Here is an 18751-nt window from a genome sequence, read left to right on the forward strand (position 1 = left end):
ATGCTTGTGTTGCCCGGTCTGCCTGCTGCGAGAGTAGTCATGCGTACTACGACTTCGGCGATTGTTTCATTGCCGTTTATTAACGTCTAATCACTAATAATATTAATTGCGAGTTGCCGGGCTTCGGCGATTTCCCTGACAGAGCCGCGCTCGATCAGCGGTCCGTCGAGTTTCACGGTGCGACGCCGCACCGGCGCGCCTGCGGCGCGGTTCTCTTCCTCCTGTAGCAGCGTCTCGACCGCCCAGCGCCCAAGCTCGTAGTTCGGCAGCACGACGGTGGAAAGCGGCGGATGCGTATGCCGCGCGATCTCCTGATCGTCATACCCGAGCACGGAGACGTCGTCCGGCACGCGCAGGCCGAGCTGCTTCAGCGCCTCGATTGCGCCGAGCGCCATCAGGTCGTTCGCGCAGAAGATCGCGGTCGGCGGGCTCGGCTCGCGCATCAGCGAGAGCGTGTGCTCGAAGCCGGTGTCCGGGCTCCAGTCGCCTTCGCGCACGAGTTCGGGCGCGAACGGCAGATCGGCCGTCGCGAGCGCGGTCCGGTAGCCCTTCAGCCGGTCGCGCGCCGCGTCCTGCCACGGTTCGCCGTTGATATAGCCGATGCGCTTGTGGCCCGCGGCGAGGAGATGATCCGTCGCGGTATGGCCGCCCGCGACTTCGGCGGGCACGACCGACGACACGCTTGCATCGCTCGTATAGCAGTTGAGCAGCACGGTCGGAACTCTGGCGAGCACCGCTGGCAGCGTCACCCGGCGCGTGTAGACCGTCGCGTAGACCACGCCCAGCACGTTCGGATTGCCGAGCGTCGCGTCGAGCACGCGCGCCTCGATTTCCGCGTTGCCGTGCGTCGAATAGACCGCGAGCATGCGGCCATTGGCAAAGGCGGCATCGCGTGCGCCGTCGATGCTGACGACCGGATGCGGGCTCGTCGAAATTTCGTCGGCGAGATAAACGATCAGATTGCGTTCGCCCTGACTCTTCAGTGCCGTGACCGGCTCGCGCTGCGTCATGCGATAGCCGAGTTCCTGCGCGGCGCGCAGCACCTTGTCGCGCGTGGTGTCGGAAAACTTCGCGCCGCTTGCGTTGTTGAGCACGAGCGAGACCGTCGATTGCGACACTCCGGTGAGCTTCGCGATGTCGGTCATCGTCGGGCGGCGTTGCGTGGATTTTTTCATCGTGTGCGCTGCGTGCGGCGTCTGGACCCTGCGCGGACGACGTCGCGCGGGACGGAAAAACTTGCCATTAATATTAGTGATGAACGACGCGGAAAGCACGTGTTTATTGGGCATTTCAGATCAGGGTTTTCACCGGTTATGACTAATAATATTGACGAACGAATTACACGCGTGCGATTCTGTTCTCACACTCGCAATGAGGAGATTGCGCATGCGCAAATACGACGAGACCACGCGAGACGCGTTCGCCGAAGCGTTCGAACGAGACGGCTTTCTGCTTCTGCGCGACCATTTCCCGCGTGCGGCGCTCGAAGCCTGGAGGGATGCGTTCGCGCCGCTTCTGCAACCGCACGTCGATGCGGCACGCGAAGCATCGACGAGCGGGAATCGCGGACCGGGCCGCTACTACGTCACGCTGCCGTTCGAAGGCGTGTTCGCGGATCCCTCGATCTTTTGCGATGAAGACATCGTCGGCATCGTCGAGCGAGTGGCCGGGCGCGATCCGGTAATGTGCCAACTCGCCACCGATACGCCCGTAGCCGGCTCCGAGTACCAGGACTGGCATCGCGATACACCGCCGCTTTTCGACGACGCACCCGAGACGCCTTCATTCCAGCTTGCGGTGAATTTCCCGCTCGTCGATGTCGATGCGCGCAACGGCCCGCTGGAAACGACGCGCGGCACGCATCGCATGTCGCGGGACGAAGCGCTGGCGGGCCTCGAAGCAGGGCGCTTCGCTGCCGAGCAAGTGCCGATGAAAGTCGGCGACGTGATGATTCGCGATGTTCGCGGGCTGCATCGCGGCACGCCGAATCTGAGCGGCGATCCACGTCCGATGGTGGTGATCGGCTACAGCCGCGCGTGGTACTTCCGGCCCGAGGTGCATATCGACGTGCCGCGCGACGTGTTCGCCGAACTGCCTGCGCGAGCGCGGCGTCTGTTGCGCTTCAATCCCTTGGTCGAGAAGACGGCGCGCACCTTCGACGAAAGCTACCGGCAGTTCGCGTATTGAGCGCCGCGCCGTCGGATACGCTCGTCGAGCTGCGTCACGGCACCCGGCGCGTACTGCTCGCGCCGCACGTGGGCGGATCGATCGCGGCCTTCGACGAAACACGCGATGGCCGTTCGATCGACTGGCTGCGTCCCGCGACGCCTGCCGCGCTCGACGCGCGCGATCCGCTCGGCATGGCGAGCTTTCCGCTCCTGCCGTATTGCAACCGCATCCGAGATGCGCGTTTCAGTTTCGGCGGTGCGATCGTCGATCTGTCCGGCGACGGCAATGCCTTCGCTCATGCGCTTCATGGCAACGCATGGCGCTTGCCGTGGAAAGTGGTCGAGGGGTCGAACTCGCGCGCGCGTTTGCATTTTTTGCACGCGCCTTCGGGTGCAGCGGGGCATCACTGGCCGTTCGCGTATGAAGCGACTCAGGACATCGTGCTCGATGCACACACGCTAACCGTCACGATCTGCGCGCGCAACCTGTCCGATCGGCCGATGCCCTTCGGCATGGGGCATCACCCATACTATCCGCGCACGCGAAACACACGCGTTCACGCACGCGTCGCCGCGATGTGGCATAGCACGCCGGATCTGCTGCCGACGCACGCGGGCGCGCATCCGTGCGTCGATGCGATGGCGTCGAAAGAAGGCATGTGCCCGGATGCGTTCGATCTCGACAACAACTTCGCGGGCTGGTCGCGTACGGCGACAATCGCGTGGCCGGACGAAGGGCGCGCGATCACGTTGAGCGCCGAGGCGCCGTTCGATCACATGGTGGTGTACGCGCCGGCGTCGCATCCCGATTTGCTCTGCGTGGAGCCGGTGAGCAACGTGGCGGATTGGGTCAATCTCCATGTCGATCACGCGATGAAGGGCGGCGCGGTGTTGAAGCCGGGCGAGTCGGTCACCGCGTCATTCGCGTGGACGACTCGCTTCGGGTAGAACTCCGCTCGCTTACTGACCGAAGAAGATGTCGCAGCGCGGCGTCGCGGCGCAGCCGGTCTGAGCGCGCCCGCTCGCGGATGCGCCTGCGCCGGCGGTCATGCCGCCGTAAGCGGCGTCATCGGCCTGGGCCGCGGGCATGGCGGCCGTCTGCTGCTCCGGCGCGGCCTGCGACATGTACATCGGGCGCATCGTCTGAACGAGTTGCTGCGCATCGGCGGGCATGCCCTCGGCATGTGCCGCACCGATGCCGCCGACGTTGGCGACGACCGCGCATGCGGCCATCATCGCGAAAAGTGTTGGACTGACTTTGGACTTCATGCTCCAGCTCCTTGAACGAAATGCACAAGCAGCCGGGAACACGATTCTCGGACTCCTTGCCGCTTTGTCGATGGATGGGTTCGAGCGCAACGGCCAATGGCAAAAGATGCGCTACCCGGCGCGACGAAAGAAGACGCGTCGAGTGCAACGCATGGCGCTCAGTGGCTACGTTACGGCGATGAAGGAGCGGGAGAAATCCCTATTTGGTAGGGATGCTTCGGTAGGGTGCTGAAGAACATCAAAAACGCGCTCGGGCAAGCAAGTAGCCCGAGCGCGTTGAAGCAACGACTTCCAAACGCTTAGTATGACTTGGCAGCGCCGCCGCTCGACGTACCCGAGTCGGAACTGCTCTTCTTGTTCTTGTGCATCTTGCTGCTTTGGGACGAGTCCATTGTGTTTGCGCCCGATGCGCCCGAGGTCGTGCCCGTCACACCGTTGGCGTTGGGCGTGCTCATCCCGGTTCCGCCTTGACCCGCTCCGTTGCCACCCGCCGTGCCGCCACCTGCGCCGCCGCCCGCGCCTTGCGCGAACGCCGCGCCCGACAGACTCAGAATCATGGCCGAAACAAGCAGACTTCTCTTTGCGTTTTTCATGGTTTCCTCCCGTTGATCGATGGTCTCGATACGCTCCGCCTCGCAGAATGCTGCAGCGTCGCCGTTTGACTTGCGCAATCGCCGTGCCGCCCGCGAGCGCGCGGCAATGGCGGTGCATCAGACCATGCTGCGGGAAACGACGCGATCGTTACGCAAGCGCCTCGTCACACCATTCGATGGCCCACGCGCGCGCGCAATGCACGGCATCGGATTCGGTCGCGAACGCATCGAGTTCGCCGGATTCGAAAACTTCCACGTGCGCCGCGTGTTCGTCCGGCAGATGCGTGATCTTCGCGTGAGCGTAGTAGCTGCCGTCCTGGTCGTGACGCGCGGTGCAATCGATATGGAAAGTCTTGTAGTCGAATCGCATAAAAAAGGCTCCGGGAAATGTGTTTCGCGGGCAGGCGCGAAGCGTGCGCAAGCGTATTTGCGTTTGACTCCTCACCTCTCGTGACATACTGTATATACATACAGTATCATATGCAAGATGGACCTTTCCGAAAAGCTCGAAATCCTTGCGGACGCCGCCAAGTACGATGCTTCATGCGCGAGCGGCGGCGCGCCGAAACGTGAGTCGCGCGGCATCGACGGTCTCGGCGCCAGCACCGGTTCGGGCATCTGCCACAGCTTCACGCCTGACGGCCGCTGCGTGTCGCTGCTCAAGATTTTATTGACGAACTTTTGTCTTTACGATTGCCGCTATTGCATCAACCGGCGGTCCAGCAATGTGCCGCGCGCCCGTTTCACGCCGGAGGAAGTCGTCAGCCTGACGCTCGACTTCTATCGCCGAAATTACATCGACGGACTGTTCCTGAGCTCCGGCGTGATTCGTTCTTCGAACTACACGATGGAGCAACTCGTCCTCGTCGCGAAGACGCTGCGCGAGAAGCATCACTTTCGCGGCTATATCCATCTGAAGACGATTCCCGATGCCGACCCGGAGATCATCGCGCAAGCGGGACGCCACGCCGACCGCCTGAGCGTGAACATCGAGTTGCCGACCGAAATCAGCCTCGAGCGTCTCGCGCCCGAAAAAAGCGGCCGCACGATCAGGCTGGCGATGGGCAACATTCGCGTCGCGCGGGAGGAGTCGGAAGTCGAGCCGCGTGCGCCGCGTTTCGCGCCGGCGGGGCAGAGCACGCAAATGATCGTCGGCGCCGACGAAACCGACGATCGCACGATCCTCGGCACCGCTGAGACGCTATACGGCTCATATCAGTTGAAGCGCGTGTATTACTCGGCGTTCAGCCCGATTCCCGACAGCCCGTCGGGGGTGCCGTCGCAAGCGCCGCCGCTCCTGCGCGAGCATCGCCTGTATCAGGCGGACTTTCTGATGCGCGGCTATGGATTCGGCGCCGCCGAACTGCTCGGCGATGCCGGCAATCTGCCGCTCGATGTCGACCCGAAGCTCGCGTGGGCGCTCGCGCATCGCGACCGCTTTCCCGTCGATCTGAATGCCGCGCCCGCGCGCATGATTGCGCGTGTGCCCGGCATCGGCATGCGCAATGCGAAGCGCATCGTCGAGCTGCGGCGTGCGCGGCGCGTGCGTTATCAGGATCTCGTGAAGTTGCGCTGCGGCATGGACAAGGTGAAGCCTTTCGTCGTGACGGCGGATTACCGGCCGCCGCTTGCCGAGTCGCCGTCCGAAAATCTTCGGCGCGCGCTGGCCACCGGTCCCGTGCAGCTTTCGCTGATCTGATGCACGTCATCGTCATCGACGACGATTTCGACGCATGGCGCGTCGCCGCGCTCGATGCGCTCGCGCAAGGACTCACGCCCGAAGCGATCGACTGGCGCACGCCGGAGGCGCAGCCGGCGCTGTTCAGCGAACCGGCGCCCGCGGCCAACGCAGCTCACGGGCCGCAAATCCGCGTGTCACGCGAACTCGCGTCGCTTTTGAAGGACGCCGCGCATTTCCGCGATGCCCGCCGCTGGAGCTTCCTCTATCGCGTTCTCTGGCGCTGGGCGCAAGGCGACCGCGCAGTTGCGTCGCCCGCCGATGAAGACGGCGCGCGCCTCTACAGGATGGCGAAGGCGGTGCGCCGGGCGCAGCACGACATGATCGCGTACGTGCGCTTCCGGCAGCGCGAGGCATCGCTCGGCGCCCCCGAATATGTGGCGTGGTACGAGCCCGGCCACGACGTCCTCGCCTGGGGCGCGGAGCATTTCGCGGCACGCATGGGACGCTCGACGTGGCTCATCGCGACGCCCGACGGCGCCGCGATGTTCGACGGCGAGCGCCTGCAACTGGAACGCCGCCCCGCGCTCGCATCGGATCATGCGAGCGATACGCCCGACGCGGCCGAAGCGCTCTGGATGACCTACTACCGCAGCATCTTCAATCCCGCGCGCCTGAACGAATCCGCACTCGAACAGCACATGCCGGTGCGTTTCTGGAAAGGGCTGCCGGAAGGTGCGCTGATTCCGCAACTCGTGAGCGCTGCGCGCGGCGGCGCACGTCGCGTCGCGCAGGCGCAGCGCGTCGGCGCGCTCGGCGGCAAGGCGGTGCAGGTACAGGCGCGGGACGCACAACCCGAACGCGACGCGCCCACGTCGCTCGACACGTGCCGCCGCTGCGATCTGTGGCGCAACGCGACGCAGGCGGTGCGCGGCGCGGGCCCGGCCGATGCGCGCATCATGCTGCTCGGCGAACAGCCCGGCGATCAGGAGGATTTGAAGGGCGAGCCGTTCGTCGGCCCGGCGGGGCAACTGCTTCAAGAAGCGATGCAGCGCGCCGGCATGCCGCGCGAGCAGGTCTATCTGACCAACGCGGTGAAACATTTCAAGTGGGAGCCGCGCGGCAAGCGGCGTCTGCACAAGACGCCCGCGCAACAGGAAGTCGAAGCGTGTTCGTACTGGCTCGAACAGGAATTGCACGAGGTCGGCGCGCGCGTGATCGTTACGCTCGGCGCGACGGCGTTGACGGCGCTTTTCGGACGACGCGCGACGCTATCCGCGCATCTGGGACGCGTCGTGCCGTATCGGGATAAACAGGTTGTCGCGACGTATCACCCGTCGTATGCGCTTCGGCAGAACGACGAAGCCGCGCGCGAGCGAACCGTCGCGGCCATCGTCGAGGCGCTCGAACGGGCGCGCGAGCTCATCGGCAGATAAGCCCGGAACGAGCTCAGAACGCCGCGCGAATCACGCCGCCGTCCGCGCGCAACGCCGCGCCGTTCGTCGCCGATGACAACTCCGAGCACACATACGCCACCATGTTCGCGATTTCCTCGGGCGTGATGAAGCGCTTGAGAATCGAGGTCGGCCGCGCTTCTTCGAAGAACTGCGTCTCGAAGTCCTGAAAGCTCTTGCCCCCCGAAAGTTTTTCGACGAACTCGGTGACGCCCTCGGAACTCGTCGGCCCCGGCAGCACTGAATTGACCGTGACGTTCGTGCCCTCGCACGTTTCCGCGAGACCGCGCGCGAGGGATATCTGCGCCGATTTCGTCATGCCGTAATGAATCATCTCGACGGGAATCTGGATGCCGCTCTCGCTGCTGATGAACACGACGCGGCCCCAGTTCTTCTCCTTCATCTTCGGCAGATACGCACGCGACAGTCGCACGCCCGACATGACATTGGCATTGAAGAAGCGCAGCCATTCCTCGTCGGGGATCTCCTCGAATGGCTTCGGATCGAAGATGCCCATGTTGTTGACGAGAATATCGACATGCGCAAAGCGCTTCACGAGGTCGTCGACCTGCGCGGCGTCCGAGACGTCGCCCGCGAAGCCTTCGGCCTGCGCGTTCGGCACGAGTTCGCGCAGCTTCGCGAGCGCCGCGTCGACGGACGCCTGCGAGCGGCCGTTGATGATCACGCGCGCGCCTTCACGCGCCAGCGCCACGGCGATGGCATGCCCGATGCCTTTCGTCGAACCGGACACCAGCGCGAGCCTGTTGGCGATCTTGAGATCCATTTCTGCTCCTTCGAACGAGTTTGCGGATTGCGTCGACGTCCAGGCGCGACGGGTTCGGAGGATGGTAACCAGAACCGGGCTGGTTTGCAGAAGTCACGCGCATCAGCGGTCGACGTGCCCTGGTTAGTTAGGAAAACAAATGAATATGTTGCCCTTCGGAAATGCGGTCCCTCGCATGATTTGTATCTGTCAGAGGATTGCGCGAACATCCCGCGCGGCCCATGAAACTCCGCGACATAAATGCCCGATGGCCAGCGCTGCGGCCTTCGGCCATAGTTGCACCTGCGTGATCGAGAGCGAAAACAGCACAGAGAACCGAGAGCCGCATCACGCATCCCGAATCCACTCATTCATGATTCCCGGCGCGGCCGGTACGGAGGTGCAACATGTCCAACCCGATCAAATTCTCGTCGCTCAATGCGGTCTTCAAGAAAGCGCGCGGCGCGGCGCTGGCCGGATTCATCGTCGGCACGGCGCTGCTTGCCGGATGCGCGAGCAATCCCGCACAAGCCTCGGGCCAATACAACCAGTACGGCGGCCAATACGTGCAGACCGTCGCGGCCGTGCCCGCCGTGCGTCCCGACACCATCTACGTCTATACCTTCGCGAGCGATTCCAGCGACGTGAAGCTCGACAATCACGGCCTGATCTCGAAGATCGGTTCCGCAATGTCCGGTGATTCGCAGGCGCAAAAGCAGGCGCAGGACGCCGTCGCGGCGCGCGATGAGGTCGCGAACGAAATCGTCGCGAAGCTTCAGTCGATGGGCCTTCGCGCGGTCCGCGCCGACGTGCCGCCGCCGCAAGACCAGAACGTGCTCGAGGTCGTTGGCAACATCAGCACGATCGACGCGGGCAATCGTCGCCGCCGCATGGTGATCGGCCTCGGCGCGGGCGAAAGCAAGGTCGGCGCGACCGTGCAGCTCGTCTTCAAGCCGGCGCACGGCGCGCCGCAACTGCTCGAACAGTTCGACGCGAAAGCCGACAGCGGCCACGCGCCGGGCGTCGCGGAAATGGCGGGCATCGGCGCGGCGGCGGGACATGTCGCGACTTCGATCGCGGTGTCGGGCGGGCTGCATGCCCTATCGGAGACAAAGCACGCAGGCGTGTCGTCCGATGAAAAGCGTCTCGCCGACACCATCGCCAAACAGATCGTGAAGCTCGGCCAGGAGCAGGGCTGGATGGCGGCGAAGAGCTGATCGAAGTCGAAACATGCGTGGTCCGGAAGCTGCTTGCACTATGATTCCGGACGAATGTTCGCTTTGCGAGGCCCGCGCATGCTGACGATTGCCCTGATTGTCCTGACCGTTGTGGCGACGCTCGTCGTCGTGCTCGTGATTGCGAATCTGACGAGTGGCGAGAAGAAGATCGAGCACAAGATCGAACGGCTCTACGCGAGCGACGATCCGCAATTCATACGCTCGATGGGTCTGCTGCTCGGACCGCCCGTCATCGGCGGAAACCGCTTCGAGGTGCTCCTGAACGGCGACGCGATCTTTCCGTCGATGCTCGAAGGCATCCGCGCGGCGCGAGAAACGATTACCTTCGAGACCTTCATTTACTGGTCGGGCGCGATCGGCGAGCAGATTGCCAGCGCACTGTCCGACAAGGCGCGCTCGGGCGTCGCGGTGCATGTGCTGCTCGACTGGGTCGGCTCGTCGAAAATGGACAAGCGCTACCTGCAGATGTTGCGCGAGGCGGGCGCGGAGGTGATCCAGTATCACAAGCCGCACTGGACGGGACTCGGGCGCATGAACGACCGGACTCACCGCAAGCTGCTGGTGATCGACGGGCACATCGGGTTCACGGGCGGCGTCGGCATCGCCGAGGAATGGACCGGGCACGCGCAGGACGAAAAGCACTGGCGCGACACGCATTTTCGCGTCGAAGGCCCCGCGGTCGGGCAGATGCAGGCGGTGTTCATGGACAACTGGGTCAAGGCGACGGGCAACGTATTGCACGGCCCCGCCTATTTCCCGCATATCGACGCCGCGGGCGACGGCTTCGCCCACATGTTCAGCAGTTCGCCCTCGGGCGGCAGCGACGACATGCAGTTGATGTACCTCATGGGGATCACCGCCGCCACGCACTCCATCCATTTGTCGAGCGCGTACTTCGTGCCGGACAAGCTGACCATCAACGCGATCGTCGAGGCGGCGAAGCGCGGCGTGCGCGTGCGCATCATCACGCCGGGCAAGCGCATCGACACGCACACGGTACGCGAGGCGTCGCGCGCGTGCTGGGGCGATCTGCTCGCGGCGGGCGTCGAGATGTACGAGTATCAGCCGACGATGTTCCACTGCAAGCTCATCGTGGTCGACGAATATCTGGTTTCGGTCGGCTCGACCAACTTCGACAGCCGCTCGTTCAAGCTCAACGACGAAGCCAACCTCAATATCTACGACCGCGATTTCGCGCGTCGCCAGACAGCGATTTTCGACGACGACGTCGCCCAGTCGAAACGCATCACGCTCGATGACTGGCGCCGCCGTTCGCTCCCGGAAAAGCTGCTGGAGCGCGTTGCCGCGCTGCTCGATTCGCAGCTTTGATGTCGGCACGAAGCACGTAGCGAATATTTGTCAGCCGGGCCTCAAGATCGCGGGACGCAAGCCGATAAGACGCTCACGCAATCGAGCCTTCGGGCCATCGGCAACCATGCACGGCACTTACAACTTCTGGCTGGTCGCGGCGTCGCTCGTAGTCGCGACGCTCGCTTCCTATACCGCGCTCGACATTTCGGGCCGGATCGCCTCGCTTTCGCGATCGCGCATGCGGCACATCTGGCTCGCGGGCGGGGCGGCGTCGATGGGCATCGGCATCTGGTCGATGCATTTCATCGGCGTGCTCGCCTTCGAATTGCCGATTCGACTCGGCTACGATTTCAAGATCACTGCCGGGTCGCTCGGCATCGCGGTGCTCGTGTCCTTCTTTGCGCTGCGTGTCATCACGAGCAAGCGGCTGACGGCGAGACGCCTCGTCGCGAGCAGCGTGCTGATGGGTGCGGGCATCGCGGCGATGCACTACACCGGCGATGCCGCGATGCGCATGCAACCGGCGATCGTGTACGATCCGCGCCTTTTCGCCGCGTCGATCGCGATAGCGGTGATCGCGTCGGGCGCGGCGCTGTGGATCGCGTACACGCTCTCGGATGCGAACCAGACGAACGTGCTCGTCAAGCGCATGGGGTCCGCGCTGGTGATGGGCATCGCGATCACCGGCATGCACTACACGGGCAACGCGGCGGCGGAGTTCTTGCCGGGCTCGATCTGCGGCGCGGCCAATGACGTCGATGCGCACTGGCTCGCGACCACCATCGTGCTCTTCACGCTGGCGATTCTGATCATCACGCTCGTGCTGTCGCGCTTCGACGCGCGCACAGCGCTGCTTGCCGGCTCGGTGTCGCGTCTGAATGGCCAGATCGTGCGCATGGCGACCTTCGACACGCTCACGGATCTTCCGAACCGCCGCACGATGAACGAGCGCTTCGATCGGGCTATGCGGAACGCGAAGCACAGCGGCGGCCGCTTCGCGATTCTCTTCATGGACCTCGACGGCTTCAAGACCATCAACGATTCGCTCGGCCATACGGTCGGCGACGAAGTGCTGAAGGCGTTCGCGCGGCGCCTGCAGGAATGCGTGCGCGGCGGCGATACGGTGGCGCGCCTCGGCGGCGACGAGTTCGTCGTGATGCTGGAAAACCTGCACGCACCGACCGATGCCGAGAAGATGGCCGAGCGCATTCTCGACGAGATGAAGAAAGGCCTGCTCGTCGGGAATCATCCGTTGCAGGTGATGCCGAGCATCGGCATCGCGCTGTTTCCGCAGGACGGCGACACCGTCGAATCGATGCTCAAGCACGCGGACTTGGCGATGTACGAGGCCAAGCGTGGCGGGCGCAGCACGTATCGCTTCTTCGAGGCGAGCATGAACGAGGCGGCGGTGCGGACCTTGCAGATACAGCAGGCGTTGCACGAGGCGTTGAACGGCGGCCACTTCTATTTGCTCTTCCAGCCGAAATTCCGTGGCAAGAGCGGCGAGCTGGCGGGCGCGGAGGCGCTGATCCGGCTGGACCATCCAGAGATCGGCACGCTGACGCCGCTCGAATTCATTCCGATCGCCGAGCGTTCCGGTCAGATCGTGGAAATCGGCTATTGGGTCGTGCACGAGACCTGCCGCCAGCTTGCGCGCTGGCGTGATGAAGGGTGTCCGCCGGTGAAGGTGGCCATCAACCTGTCGCCGCGACAATTGCACGAGGCGGATCTCGTCGAGAACATCATGATGATCGTGCGCGCGGAAGGCGTGCAGAGCGAGCAGATCATGTTCGAGATCACGGAGACGGTGGCGATGCAGGACGCGCCGCGCACGATCGAAATGATCCGCGCGTTCCAGGAGAATGGTTTCGAGATCGCCATCGACGATTTTGGCACGGGGTATTCGAGCCTCGCCTATTTGCAGCGTTTTCGCGCGAAGCAGTTGAAGATCGATCGCTTTTTCACGAACGGGCTCGACGAGAACGGGCAGGAAGGGCGCGCGATCGTGTCGGCGATCATCGCGCTCGCGCATTCGCTCGATATGGATGTGGTCGCCGAAGGAGTCGAGACGGGTTCGCAGCTCGACCGGCTTCAGGACATGATGTGCGACGAGATGCAGGGCTTTTTGCTGGCGATGCCGCTTTCCGCCGATGCGTTCGGGGTGATGCTGGAGCAGGGAGAGGTGAGCGCGTAGGCGGGCGTGGTCTGGTTCGAGGTGTCCTCGAATTTTGACTAACAATATTACTTAGTCATCCTTTCCGATATGTAAAAATCCTCACGTTCGCGGCGAGACATCGTCGCGGCGTATCGACGAGGCTAATAAAACATAGGGGTCAGGATGGTCAAGGGAAATGCGCCGCATATCTTGAGTTTCATCAATCTCAAGGGAGGCGTCGGCAAGACGACAACGGCGGTGGCCGTCGCGGAGATTCTCGCGCTCGAAGCGCGCCAGCGCGTGCTGCTGATCGATCTCGATCCGCAGACCAATGCCACGGTGAATCTGATTTCCGAAGTCGAGTGGGGCGAGCGCGACCACGCCGGGCACACGATCGCGCAACTGTTCGAGGACAAGATCAACAATCAGCTTCCGCCCAAGTTCGATATCGAGTGCGCGATCATACGCGGGGTGTCGACGGTCGACGGTGGCATCGAAGGGCTCGATTTGCTGCCTTCCAGCATTCGCCTGATCACGTTGCAGGACCACATTCCCGGCGTCGCGATGAAAGGGCACTTCACCAACAATCCGCTCGATATCCTGAAAAAGGCCCTGCATCCCGTCATCGACCGATACGACTACATCATCATCGATTGTCCGCCGAGCCTCGGCGCGGTCACGCACAATGGCCTGCGCATCTCGACCGGTTACGTCATTCCGACCATTCCCGATATCGTGTCGACGTGGGGCATCTATCAGATCGTCGACCACGTCCGTGGTTTCGCCGCCGACCTCGGGCAGAAGATCGAGCCGCTCGGCATCGTCGCGACGAAGGTGCAGAACAACAAGCTCCACGAACGTGTCATGGACGATCTGGCGCATGGCCGCCTCGGCAAGTTCAACCCGTCGGGCGTGCCGCAGCCTCATTTCTTCAAGAACTGGATTCCGCAATCCGTCGATGTTGCGCGCGGTGCGGATCACGAAGCCCATCTGCGCACGCTCAACAACAAGTACGGACCGAACGCGTATGCCGCTTTGCAAGGACTCACACGGGAAATCCTGACACTATGCGAAGCAAACACCCAGTGATCGCGCTGCTACAAGGTCTCTCCGCCTTGCTTGACGATGAAGCGTCGAGCAATCCTGCTTTTGCGGCAAAACTCGACGCGTTGATTCGCCCGCCCGAAAAACCATCCGGCGCGCGTCCGAAAACGTCGACCAAGCCCAAGGGCATCGACGTGCCCGACGTCCATGCCGAACTCGCAGCGCGTGGCGACGAAGACTTCCGCGCGTGGCTATGCACGCAGCCCGCCGATGTCCTCAAGGCCATCATCCGCCGGCAGGACCTCGATCCCTCGCGTCGTTCCTCGAAGTGGAAAGACGAGAAGAAGCTGGCGAACTTCATCGCGGACGGGTTGCGCGCCCGCCTGTCGCGAGGCTCGGCGTTCATCGGCCGGACACTTGACCCAAGCTGACGCCCTCAATCCATCGCCGCATGCGCGACCGATTCATCCCCGAGAGCGTTGCGCGCCGGGCGAATCAGCAACAGCAACGGCACTACCAGCAACGTCGCGACGAACATCAGCTTGAAATCGTTGAGATACGCGATCATCGACGCCTGCTGCGTGATGGTCTGATTGAGCATCGCCATGTCCTGCACGGAGCCGCCCGACAGGATCGATTGCATCGCGGGATTGAACGGCGTCACCTGCGCGGCGAGGTCCGCGTGGGCGACCTGCGTGTTGCGCGTCATCAGCGTCTGCACGATCGAAATGCCGATACTGCTGCCGATATTGCGCATCAGACTGTAGGTGGCGGTGCCGTCGGCGCGCAACTCGGGCGTGAGCGTCGAGAACGTCAGCGCCGACAGCGGCACGAACACGAGCCCGAGTCCAAAGCCCTGAATCACGCCCGGCCACACGATATCCGATGCCGACAGAACGATCGTGTAGTGCATCATTTGCCAGAGCGCCAGCGCCGAAATCAGGAAACCCGACAGCAACAGCAGACGCGCATCGATGTGCTTCAGAAGCCGCCCGGCGACGAGCATCGCGATCATCGTGCCCGCGCCGCTCGGCGCAGTGACGAGCCCGGTCGTCGCGACGGGATAGTTCATCAGGTTCTGCAACATCGGCGGCAATAGCGCGCGCGTCGCGTACATGACCGCGCCGATCACGAAGATGAAGCACGTGCCGGTCGCGAAGTTGCGGTCTTTCAGCAACTGGTATTTGAAGAACGAGCGCGCACCGGCCGTCGCCGTATGCGCGATGAAGAAGATGAAACTCAGCGCCGCGAGCAGCGCTTCGATGCGAATCTCCATCGAGCCGAACCAGTCGAGTTGTTCGCCGCGATCGAGCATCGCCTGAAACGCGCCGATCGCGAGGCCGAGCGTCGCGAAGCCGAATGCATCGAACTTCACCGCACGCCGCGCGACCTGCGCGGGCAGGAACGTCAATACGCCAAAGAGCGCGAACGCACCGATCGGCACGTTGATGAAGAACACCCAGCGCCAGTTGTAGCTGTCGGTGAGCCAGCCGCCGAGCGTCGGACCGAGAATCGGCCCGACCATCACGCCCATGCCCCAGACGGCCATCGCCTGGCCCTGTTTCTCGCGCGGATTGATGTCGAGCAGGATCGACTGCGACAGCGGCACGAGCGATGCGCCGAAAACGCCCTGCAACAGCCGCGACGCGACGATCTGCGCCAGCGTCTCCGACAGCCCGCAAAGCGCCGATGCGACCGTGAAGCCCGCGATCGAGACGCACAGCAGCTTCTTCACGCTCAACTGGTCGGAGAGCCAGCCGGTGAGCGGCGTCGCGATCGCCGCCGCGACGATGTAGGACGTCAGCACCCACGTGATTTCGTCCTGGGACGCCGACAGGCTGCCCTGCATATGCGGCAGCGCGACGTTTGCGATCGTGCTGTCGAGCGTCTGGATCAGCGTCGCGAGCATGATCGAGACGGTCAGCATGCCGCGGTTCAGGGGCGCCGCGGCGCGTTCCGTGGAGACTTCGGAGGACATGGAGGTGGCCGCGGGAAGCGGCTTTCATAAGTAGGGTGATGATAAGCAGGCTTATTATAGGGCGGGCGCATTGCGGCGCAATTCGGTCGATTACGGAGTGTGCGCAACGTGCCGCGCTGAAAGCTCTTCCATATAATCGCGCGATGGAAACCCAACTCGACAAGCGCTTCGGCTTTCTGGTCGCGGACGTGGACCGCCTGTGCGGCAATCGTTTCGACGTATTGGCCAGGTCATCGCTCAATCTCACGCGCGCGCAATGCCGCGTGCTCGCCTATCTTTCGCATTACGGCGAAGTGAATCAGGCGCGGCTCGCGGGGCTACTGGAAGTCGCGCCGATTTCCGCCGGACGGCTGCTCGACCGCATGGAAGAGGGCGGCTGGATCGAGCGTCGCCCGAATCCCGACGACCGCCGCGAACGCCAGGTCCGCATGACCCCGAAGGCGGAAAAGGCGCTCGACAAGGCGCGGCGCGTCGGCGACGAGATCGCGTCGGAGGCGCTCGCGGGCTTCAGCCGGCAGGAAAGCGAGCAGTTGATCGCGCTGCTGCAACGCGTGCGCGGGAATCTGAGCCGCATCGTCGACCGGTGACCGATCGCGGCGCATGCCTTCGCTGCCGGTTTGCGCGCGCCGTGCTAACGTGCCGCGCATGGATCGCCGATTGCTTGCGCGATCCGCGCAAGTGTCGTCGTCAACTGTCGCCATCCATCCGGAGAAGATCGATCATGAACAAACGAACCGCACCGTTGGCCGTCATCGCCCTGTCCGTCGCCGCGTTCGTCGCGATGCCCGTCGCGCAAGCGCAGGACACGGCCGCCTCCACGCCGAAGCAGATCAAGAAAGCCCAGCGCAAGGAGGCGCGCGCGAAGAAGAACGCCGAGCTGAAGCAACTGGAGCAGAACGGCTACAACCCGGCTGGCGAACAGACGAACTATCCGCAGAATCTGCAGAACGCGCAGGCGAAGATCAATGCGCAGAACGCCGGGAAACCGGCCCCGGCGTCGGCCCCGTAATCGATTCATCGTGTGGCGAAGACGCGGGAGACATCCCGCGTTTTCCGCCGACTGCCTTCGGCATAGAAGGCAACACGCAAGGTGCAAGTTCCCGATCGTCGACGAAGCGCCGCGGACACGGCCGATGAAGCGCGGAGGATACGAGCATGCGGTGGCGATCGTGGCTGTTGATCTTCGCGTTGTGCGACGCGCATGCGGCATCGCGCTACTACGCGCCGATGTCCTTCTATCCGCACGACGCCGTGCGCATCTCGCGCTTTGCAGCGGCGCCGGGCGCCATGCAGGTGCCCTACGGCGCGGGCGCGAGAGTCGGAGAAGGCGACTTCTACATCGTTTCGAACGCTACGTTCAAGGCATTGACGGCGCACATGCAACCGGACGGCACGATCGCGCTCGTTCAGTCGAAATGGACGCCGGAACTTGCCGCAAGTCAGGTCTGGACCGTCGATAAGGAAGGCAGCGGCTTTCGCCTGTATTCGAAACTCTACGGACGATACGTGACGCTCGGTGCGCGCGTGGGGCTCGAAGCGGCGTCGGGCGAAGCGCGGCAGAACTGGAGCATCGAAGCCGACGCGAACGCGGTGACCATCGCGGCAAGCGGCACGAAGACGGGGCTCGTCGTCACGCGTCACGCCCTGCGCGACGGCGCGTTCGTCGAAGTGAGCGCGCAGGCCGGGCAATGGCGTTTGTACGAGGTGCACAACGAAGGTGCGGATCACGCGTATCGCACGCACGATGCAGCCCTGCAATCGACCTACGACAACGCGGCGAAGCGCTATCACCTGAGCGCCTATGCGCCCGATGCGATCGAAGCCGACCGGCTCGGCGGCTTTCGCTGGACCGACTATCATCCGTCGGGGCTGTATGTGTCGAAGGGAGAGTCCGTCGTGATAGATGTGAGCGGTCTCGCCGACGATGGTCCGGATGGCCTCGTCATCATGGTCGGCAACAAGAACGGCTTCTACAGACGTCAGCCCGCGGGCGATCCTCAGATGATCCTCGCGACGGAAGGGCGCAACGAATTCGTTGCGTCGCGCGATGGCTTGCTTTACTTCGAATACGTCGATAGCGGATTCAACGAGCGCCCGCGCATGTCGATCGATATCTTCGTGCGCGAAGGCGGCAAGCCTGTGCCGTTCTATACCGAGGCCGCGACGACGCTCGTCGAATGGCGCGCGATGCTGCAACGTTACGCCGATTCGCCGCTCGTCGAGATGGTCGGCAGGCGCACGATGTTCACCGTCGCGCGCTCGATGTATGACAAGGCGGGCGCGGCGGACCCGGCCGCGCTGCTCGGCTATATCGGGCGGATCATGGGCTATCACGACGAGGTGTCCGGACTCGATGATTCGAGTGCGCTCGATGCACCCTCGCCGCTGCGCGTGCATTTCGTGCAGGACGCGATTTCCACGCACGCGGAGTTGCAGAACGCGTATATGTACGCGACGTACTACATGATCGGCCTGCCGCTGAACAGTGCCGCCGAGACCTTGCTACAAACCGCGAAGGCCGATGAATGGGGCGTGTGGCACGAGATGGGCCACATGTATCAGCAATGGGACTGGACGTGGCCCGGCGTAACCGAGACGACCGTGAACATCTATTCGCTGCACGCGCTGCAACGTCTCGGTACGCCGATGGCCTCGCCGTTGATGCAAGTCGTCGATGCGCGCGGCAGAAAGAACCGGATCGAGCTCGCGGCGCTTTATCTTGCGCAGCCGTCGCGCAATTTTCTCGACGATGCATCGTTTCCACTGCCTTCCGAGGCGCTGTGGATCAGGCTCGTGATGTACGAGCAGTTGCGCCGCGCGCTCGGCGACGGCTTCTATGCGCGGCTGCACAAGTTCTATCGGCTGCATCCGCTGATGGAGGATGAAGGCGGCGACAGGCGCGCGGTGCAGACCTTCATACTGCGCGCCTGCATTGCGGCGAATCTCGATTTGAGGGCGTTCTTCGAGCGATGGGGCTTGCCGGTCGATGCGGGTACGCACGCGGCTATCGGCAAATTGAAGCTGAATGCGCCTGCGACGGATTTGACGCGCACGCGGATCTGACGCGCAAAAAAACCGCCGACGCGCGAGGCGGTCGGCG

General features: G+C 63.5%; 18 protein-coding genes. 12 read left to right on the forward strand and 6 right to left on the reverse strand.

What is annotated here, in order from left to right; all coding sequences use genetic code 11:
• Positions 1-86: 86 nt before the first annotated feature.
• Positions 87-1175, reverse strand: coding sequence for a LacI family DNA-binding transcriptional regulator (locus NCR38_RS26460; protein ID WP_250477811.1), 1089 nt, complete (start codon positions 1173-1175; stop codon positions 87-89).
• A 211-nt stretch (positions 1176-1386) separates the two neighbouring features.
• Between NCR38_RS26460 and NCR38_RS26465 the strand changes: the two genes are divergently transcribed.
• Both NCR38_RS26465 and NCR38_RS26470 read left to right on the forward strand, forming a co-directional pair.
• A complete protein-coding gene (locus tag NCR38_RS26465; protein ID WP_061116339.1) occupies positions 1387-2187 on the forward strand; it encodes a phytanoyl-CoA dioxygenase family protein in 801 nt (266 codons plus the stop codon).
• Positions 2184-3116, forward strand: coding sequence for an aldose 1-epimerase (locus NCR38_RS26470; protein ID WP_061116340.1), 933 nt, complete (start codon positions 2184-2186; stop codon positions 3114-3116). Before NCR38_RS26465 ends, NCR38_RS26470 begins: the two co-directional genes overlap by 4 nt.
• Positions 3117-3128: 12 nt before the next feature.
• Here the strand turns inward: NCR38_RS26470 and NCR38_RS26475 are convergent, their stop codons facing one another.
• From NCR38_RS26475 to NCR38_RS26485, 3 genes are all read right to left on the reverse strand, one after another.
• Positions 3129-3437, reverse strand: coding sequence for a hypothetical protein (locus tag NCR38_RS26475; protein WP_250477812.1), 309 nt, complete (start codon positions 3435-3437; stop codon positions 3129-3131).
• Positions 3438-3736: 299 nt separating this feature from the next.
• Entirely contained in the window at positions 3737-4030 is a 294-nt protein-coding gene (locus NCR38_RS26480; protein ID WP_086960751.1) for a hypothetical protein, read from the reverse strand.
• A 148-nt stretch (positions 4031-4178) separates the two neighbouring features.
• On the reverse strand, positions 4179-4400 hold the full coding sequence (locus NCR38_RS26485; RefSeq protein ID WP_061116342.1) for a hypothetical protein: 222 nt from the start codon (positions 4398-4400) through the stop codon (positions 4179-4181).
• A 117-nt stretch (positions 4401-4517) separates the two neighbouring features.
• Here NCR38_RS26485 and NCR38_RS26490 point away from each other — a divergent pair, with 117 nt between their 5' ends.
• Both NCR38_RS26490 and NCR38_RS26495 read left to right on the forward strand, forming a co-directional pair.
• A complete protein-coding gene (locus tag NCR38_RS26490) occupies positions 4518-5729 on the forward strand; it encodes a putative DNA modification/repair radical SAM protein (RefSeq protein WP_061116343.1) in 1212 nt (403 codons plus the stop codon).
• Entirely contained in the window at positions 5729-7144 is a 1416-nt protein-coding gene (locus NCR38_RS26495; RefSeq protein WP_250477813.1) for a UdgX family uracil-DNA binding protein, read from the forward strand. The genes NCR38_RS26490 and NCR38_RS26495 overlap by 1 nt, the downstream gene beginning before the upstream one ends.
• A 13-nt stretch (positions 7145-7157) precedes the next feature.
• On the opposite strand, the gene NCR38_RS26500 is transcribed toward NCR38_RS26495, so the two are convergent.
• Positions 7158-7946 carry an SDR family NAD(P)-dependent oxidoreductase gene (locus NCR38_RS26500; protein WP_061116345.1) on the reverse strand — a complete coding sequence of 263 codons (789 nt, stop codon included), beginning with the start codon at positions 7944-7946 and terminating at the stop codon, positions 7158-7160.
• A 386-nt stretch (positions 7947-8332) separates the two neighbouring features.
• Between NCR38_RS26500 and NCR38_RS26505 the strand changes: the two genes are divergently transcribed.
• From NCR38_RS26505 to NCR38_RS26525, 5 genes are all read left to right on the forward strand, one after another.
• Positions 8333-9142, forward strand: coding sequence for a DUF4410 domain-containing protein (locus NCR38_RS26505; protein ID WP_061116346.1), 810 nt, complete (start codon positions 8333-8335; stop codon positions 9140-9142).
• 78 nt (positions 9143-9220) lie between these two features.
• The gene (gene cls / locus NCR38_RS26510) at positions 9221-10492 is read left to right on the forward strand and encodes a cardiolipin synthase (RefSeq protein ID WP_061116347.1); all 1272 of its coding nucleotides are present in this window, start codon (positions 9221-9223) and stop codon (positions 10490-10492) included.
• Positions 10493-10598: 106 nt separating this feature from the next.
• Positions 10599-12668, forward strand: a complete 2070-nt coding sequence (locus NCR38_RS26515) for a bifunctional diguanylate cyclase/phosphodiesterase (protein WP_061116348.1) — start codon at positions 10599-10601, stop codon at positions 12666-12668.
• A gap of 171 nt (positions 12669-12839) precedes the next feature.
• The gene (locus tag NCR38_RS26520; protein ID WP_250477814.1) at positions 12840-13718 is read left to right on the forward strand and encodes a ParA family protein; all 879 of its coding nucleotides are present in this window, start codon (positions 12840-12842) and stop codon (positions 13716-13718) included.
• Positions 13715-14104: a hypothetical protein gene (locus NCR38_RS26525; protein ID WP_250477815.1), complete on the forward strand. Its 390-nt coding sequence runs from the start codon at positions 13715-13717 to the stop codon at positions 14102-14104. Before NCR38_RS26520 ends, NCR38_RS26525 begins: the two co-directional genes overlap by 4 nt.
• A gap of 5 nt (positions 14105-14109) precedes the next feature.
• On the opposite strand, the gene NCR38_RS26530 is transcribed toward NCR38_RS26525, so the two are convergent.
• Entirely contained in the window at positions 14110-15651 is a 1542-nt protein-coding gene (locus NCR38_RS26530) for a DHA2 family efflux MFS transporter permease subunit (RefSeq protein WP_061116351.1), read from the reverse strand.
• A 143-nt stretch (positions 15652-15794) separates the two neighbouring features.
• Here NCR38_RS26530 and NCR38_RS26535 point away from each other — a divergent pair, with 143 nt between their 5' ends.
• The 3 genes from NCR38_RS26535 to NCR38_RS26545 all read left to right on the forward strand — a co-directional run bounded on the left by NCR38_RS26535 (position 15795) and on the right by NCR38_RS26545 (position 18714).
• Positions 15795-16238: a MarR family winged helix-turn-helix transcriptional regulator gene (locus NCR38_RS26535; protein ID WP_061116352.1), complete on the forward strand. Its 444-nt coding sequence runs from the start codon at positions 15795-15797 to the stop codon at positions 16236-16238.
• Between the two features lie 134 nt (positions 16239-16372).
• On the forward strand, positions 16373-16660 hold the full coding sequence (locus NCR38_RS26540; protein WP_061116527.1) for a DUF4148 domain-containing protein: 288 nt from the start codon (positions 16373-16375) through the stop codon (positions 16658-16660).
• Between the two features lie 146 nt (positions 16661-16806).
• The gene (locus tag NCR38_RS26545) at positions 16807-18714 is read left to right on the forward strand and encodes a M60 family metallopeptidase (RefSeq protein ID WP_061116353.1); all 1908 of its coding nucleotides are present in this window, start codon (positions 16807-16809) and stop codon (positions 18712-18714) included.
• The last annotated feature ends 37 nt before the right edge of the window (positions 18715-18751 follow it).

Source organism: Caballeronia sp. INML1 (assembly GCF_023631085.1).
Lineage (GTDB): Bacteria > Pseudomonadota > Gammaproteobacteria > Burkholderiales > Burkholderiaceae > Caballeronia > Caballeronia turbans.

Bases quoted from the DNA above. Each gene is read 5' to 3' on its own strand.
- NCR38_RS26460 (WP_250477811.1), bottom strand. From the start codon at position 1,175: ATGAAAAAATCCACGCAACGCCGCCCGACGATGACCGACATCGCGAAG.
- NCR38_RS26465 (WP_061116339.1), top strand. From the start codon at position 1,387: ATGCGCAAATACGACGAGACCACGCGAGACGCGTTCGCCGAAGCGTTC.
- NCR38_RS26475 (WP_250477812.1), bottom strand. From the start codon at position 3,437: ATGAAGTCCAAAGTCAGTCCAACACTTTTCGCGATGATGGCCGCATGC.
- NCR38_RS26480 (WP_086960751.1), bottom strand. From the start codon at position 4,030: ATGAAAAACGCAAAGAGAAGTCTGCTTGTTTCGGCCATGATTCTGAGT.
- NCR38_RS26485 (WP_061116342.1), bottom strand. From the start codon at position 4,400: ATGCGATTCGACTACAAGACTTTCCATATCGATTGCACCGCGCGTCAC.
- NCR38_RS26490 (WP_061116343.1), top strand. From the start codon at position 4,518: ATGGACCTTTCCGAAAAGCTCGAAATCCTTGCGGACGCCGCCAAGTAC.
- NCR38_RS26495 (WP_250477813.1), top strand. From the start codon at position 5,729: ATGCACGTCATCGTCATCGACGACGATTTCGACGCATGGCGCGTCGCC.
- NCR38_RS26500 (WP_061116345.1), bottom strand. From the start codon at position 7,946: ATGGATCTCAAGATCGCCAACAGGCTCGCGCTGGTGTCCGGTTCGACG.
- NCR38_RS26505 (WP_061116346.1), top strand. From the start codon at position 8,333: ATGTCCAACCCGATCAAATTCTCGTCGCTCAATGCGGTCTTCAAGAAA.
- cls (WP_061116347.1), top strand. From the start codon at position 9,221: ATGCTGACGATTGCCCTGATTGTCCTGACCGTTGTGGCGACGCTCGTC.
- NCR38_RS26515 (WP_061116348.1), top strand. From the start codon at position 10,599: ATGCACGGCACTTACAACTTCTGGCTGGTCGCGGCGTCGCTCGTAGTC.
- NCR38_RS26530 (WP_061116351.1), bottom strand. From the start codon at position 15,651: ATGTCCTCCGAAGTCTCCACGGAACGCGCCGCGGCGCCCCTGAACCGC.
- NCR38_RS26535 (WP_061116352.1), top strand. From the start codon at position 15,795: ATGGAAACCCAACTCGACAAGCGCTTCGGCTTTCTGGTCGCGGACGTG.
- NCR38_RS26540 (WP_061116527.1), top strand. From the start codon at position 16,373: ATGAACAAACGAACCGCACCGTTGGCCGTCATCGCCCTGTCCGTCGCC.
- NCR38_RS26545 (WP_061116353.1), top strand. From the start codon at position 16,807: ATGCGGTGGCGATCGTGGCTGTTGATCTTCGCGTTGTGCGACGCGCAT.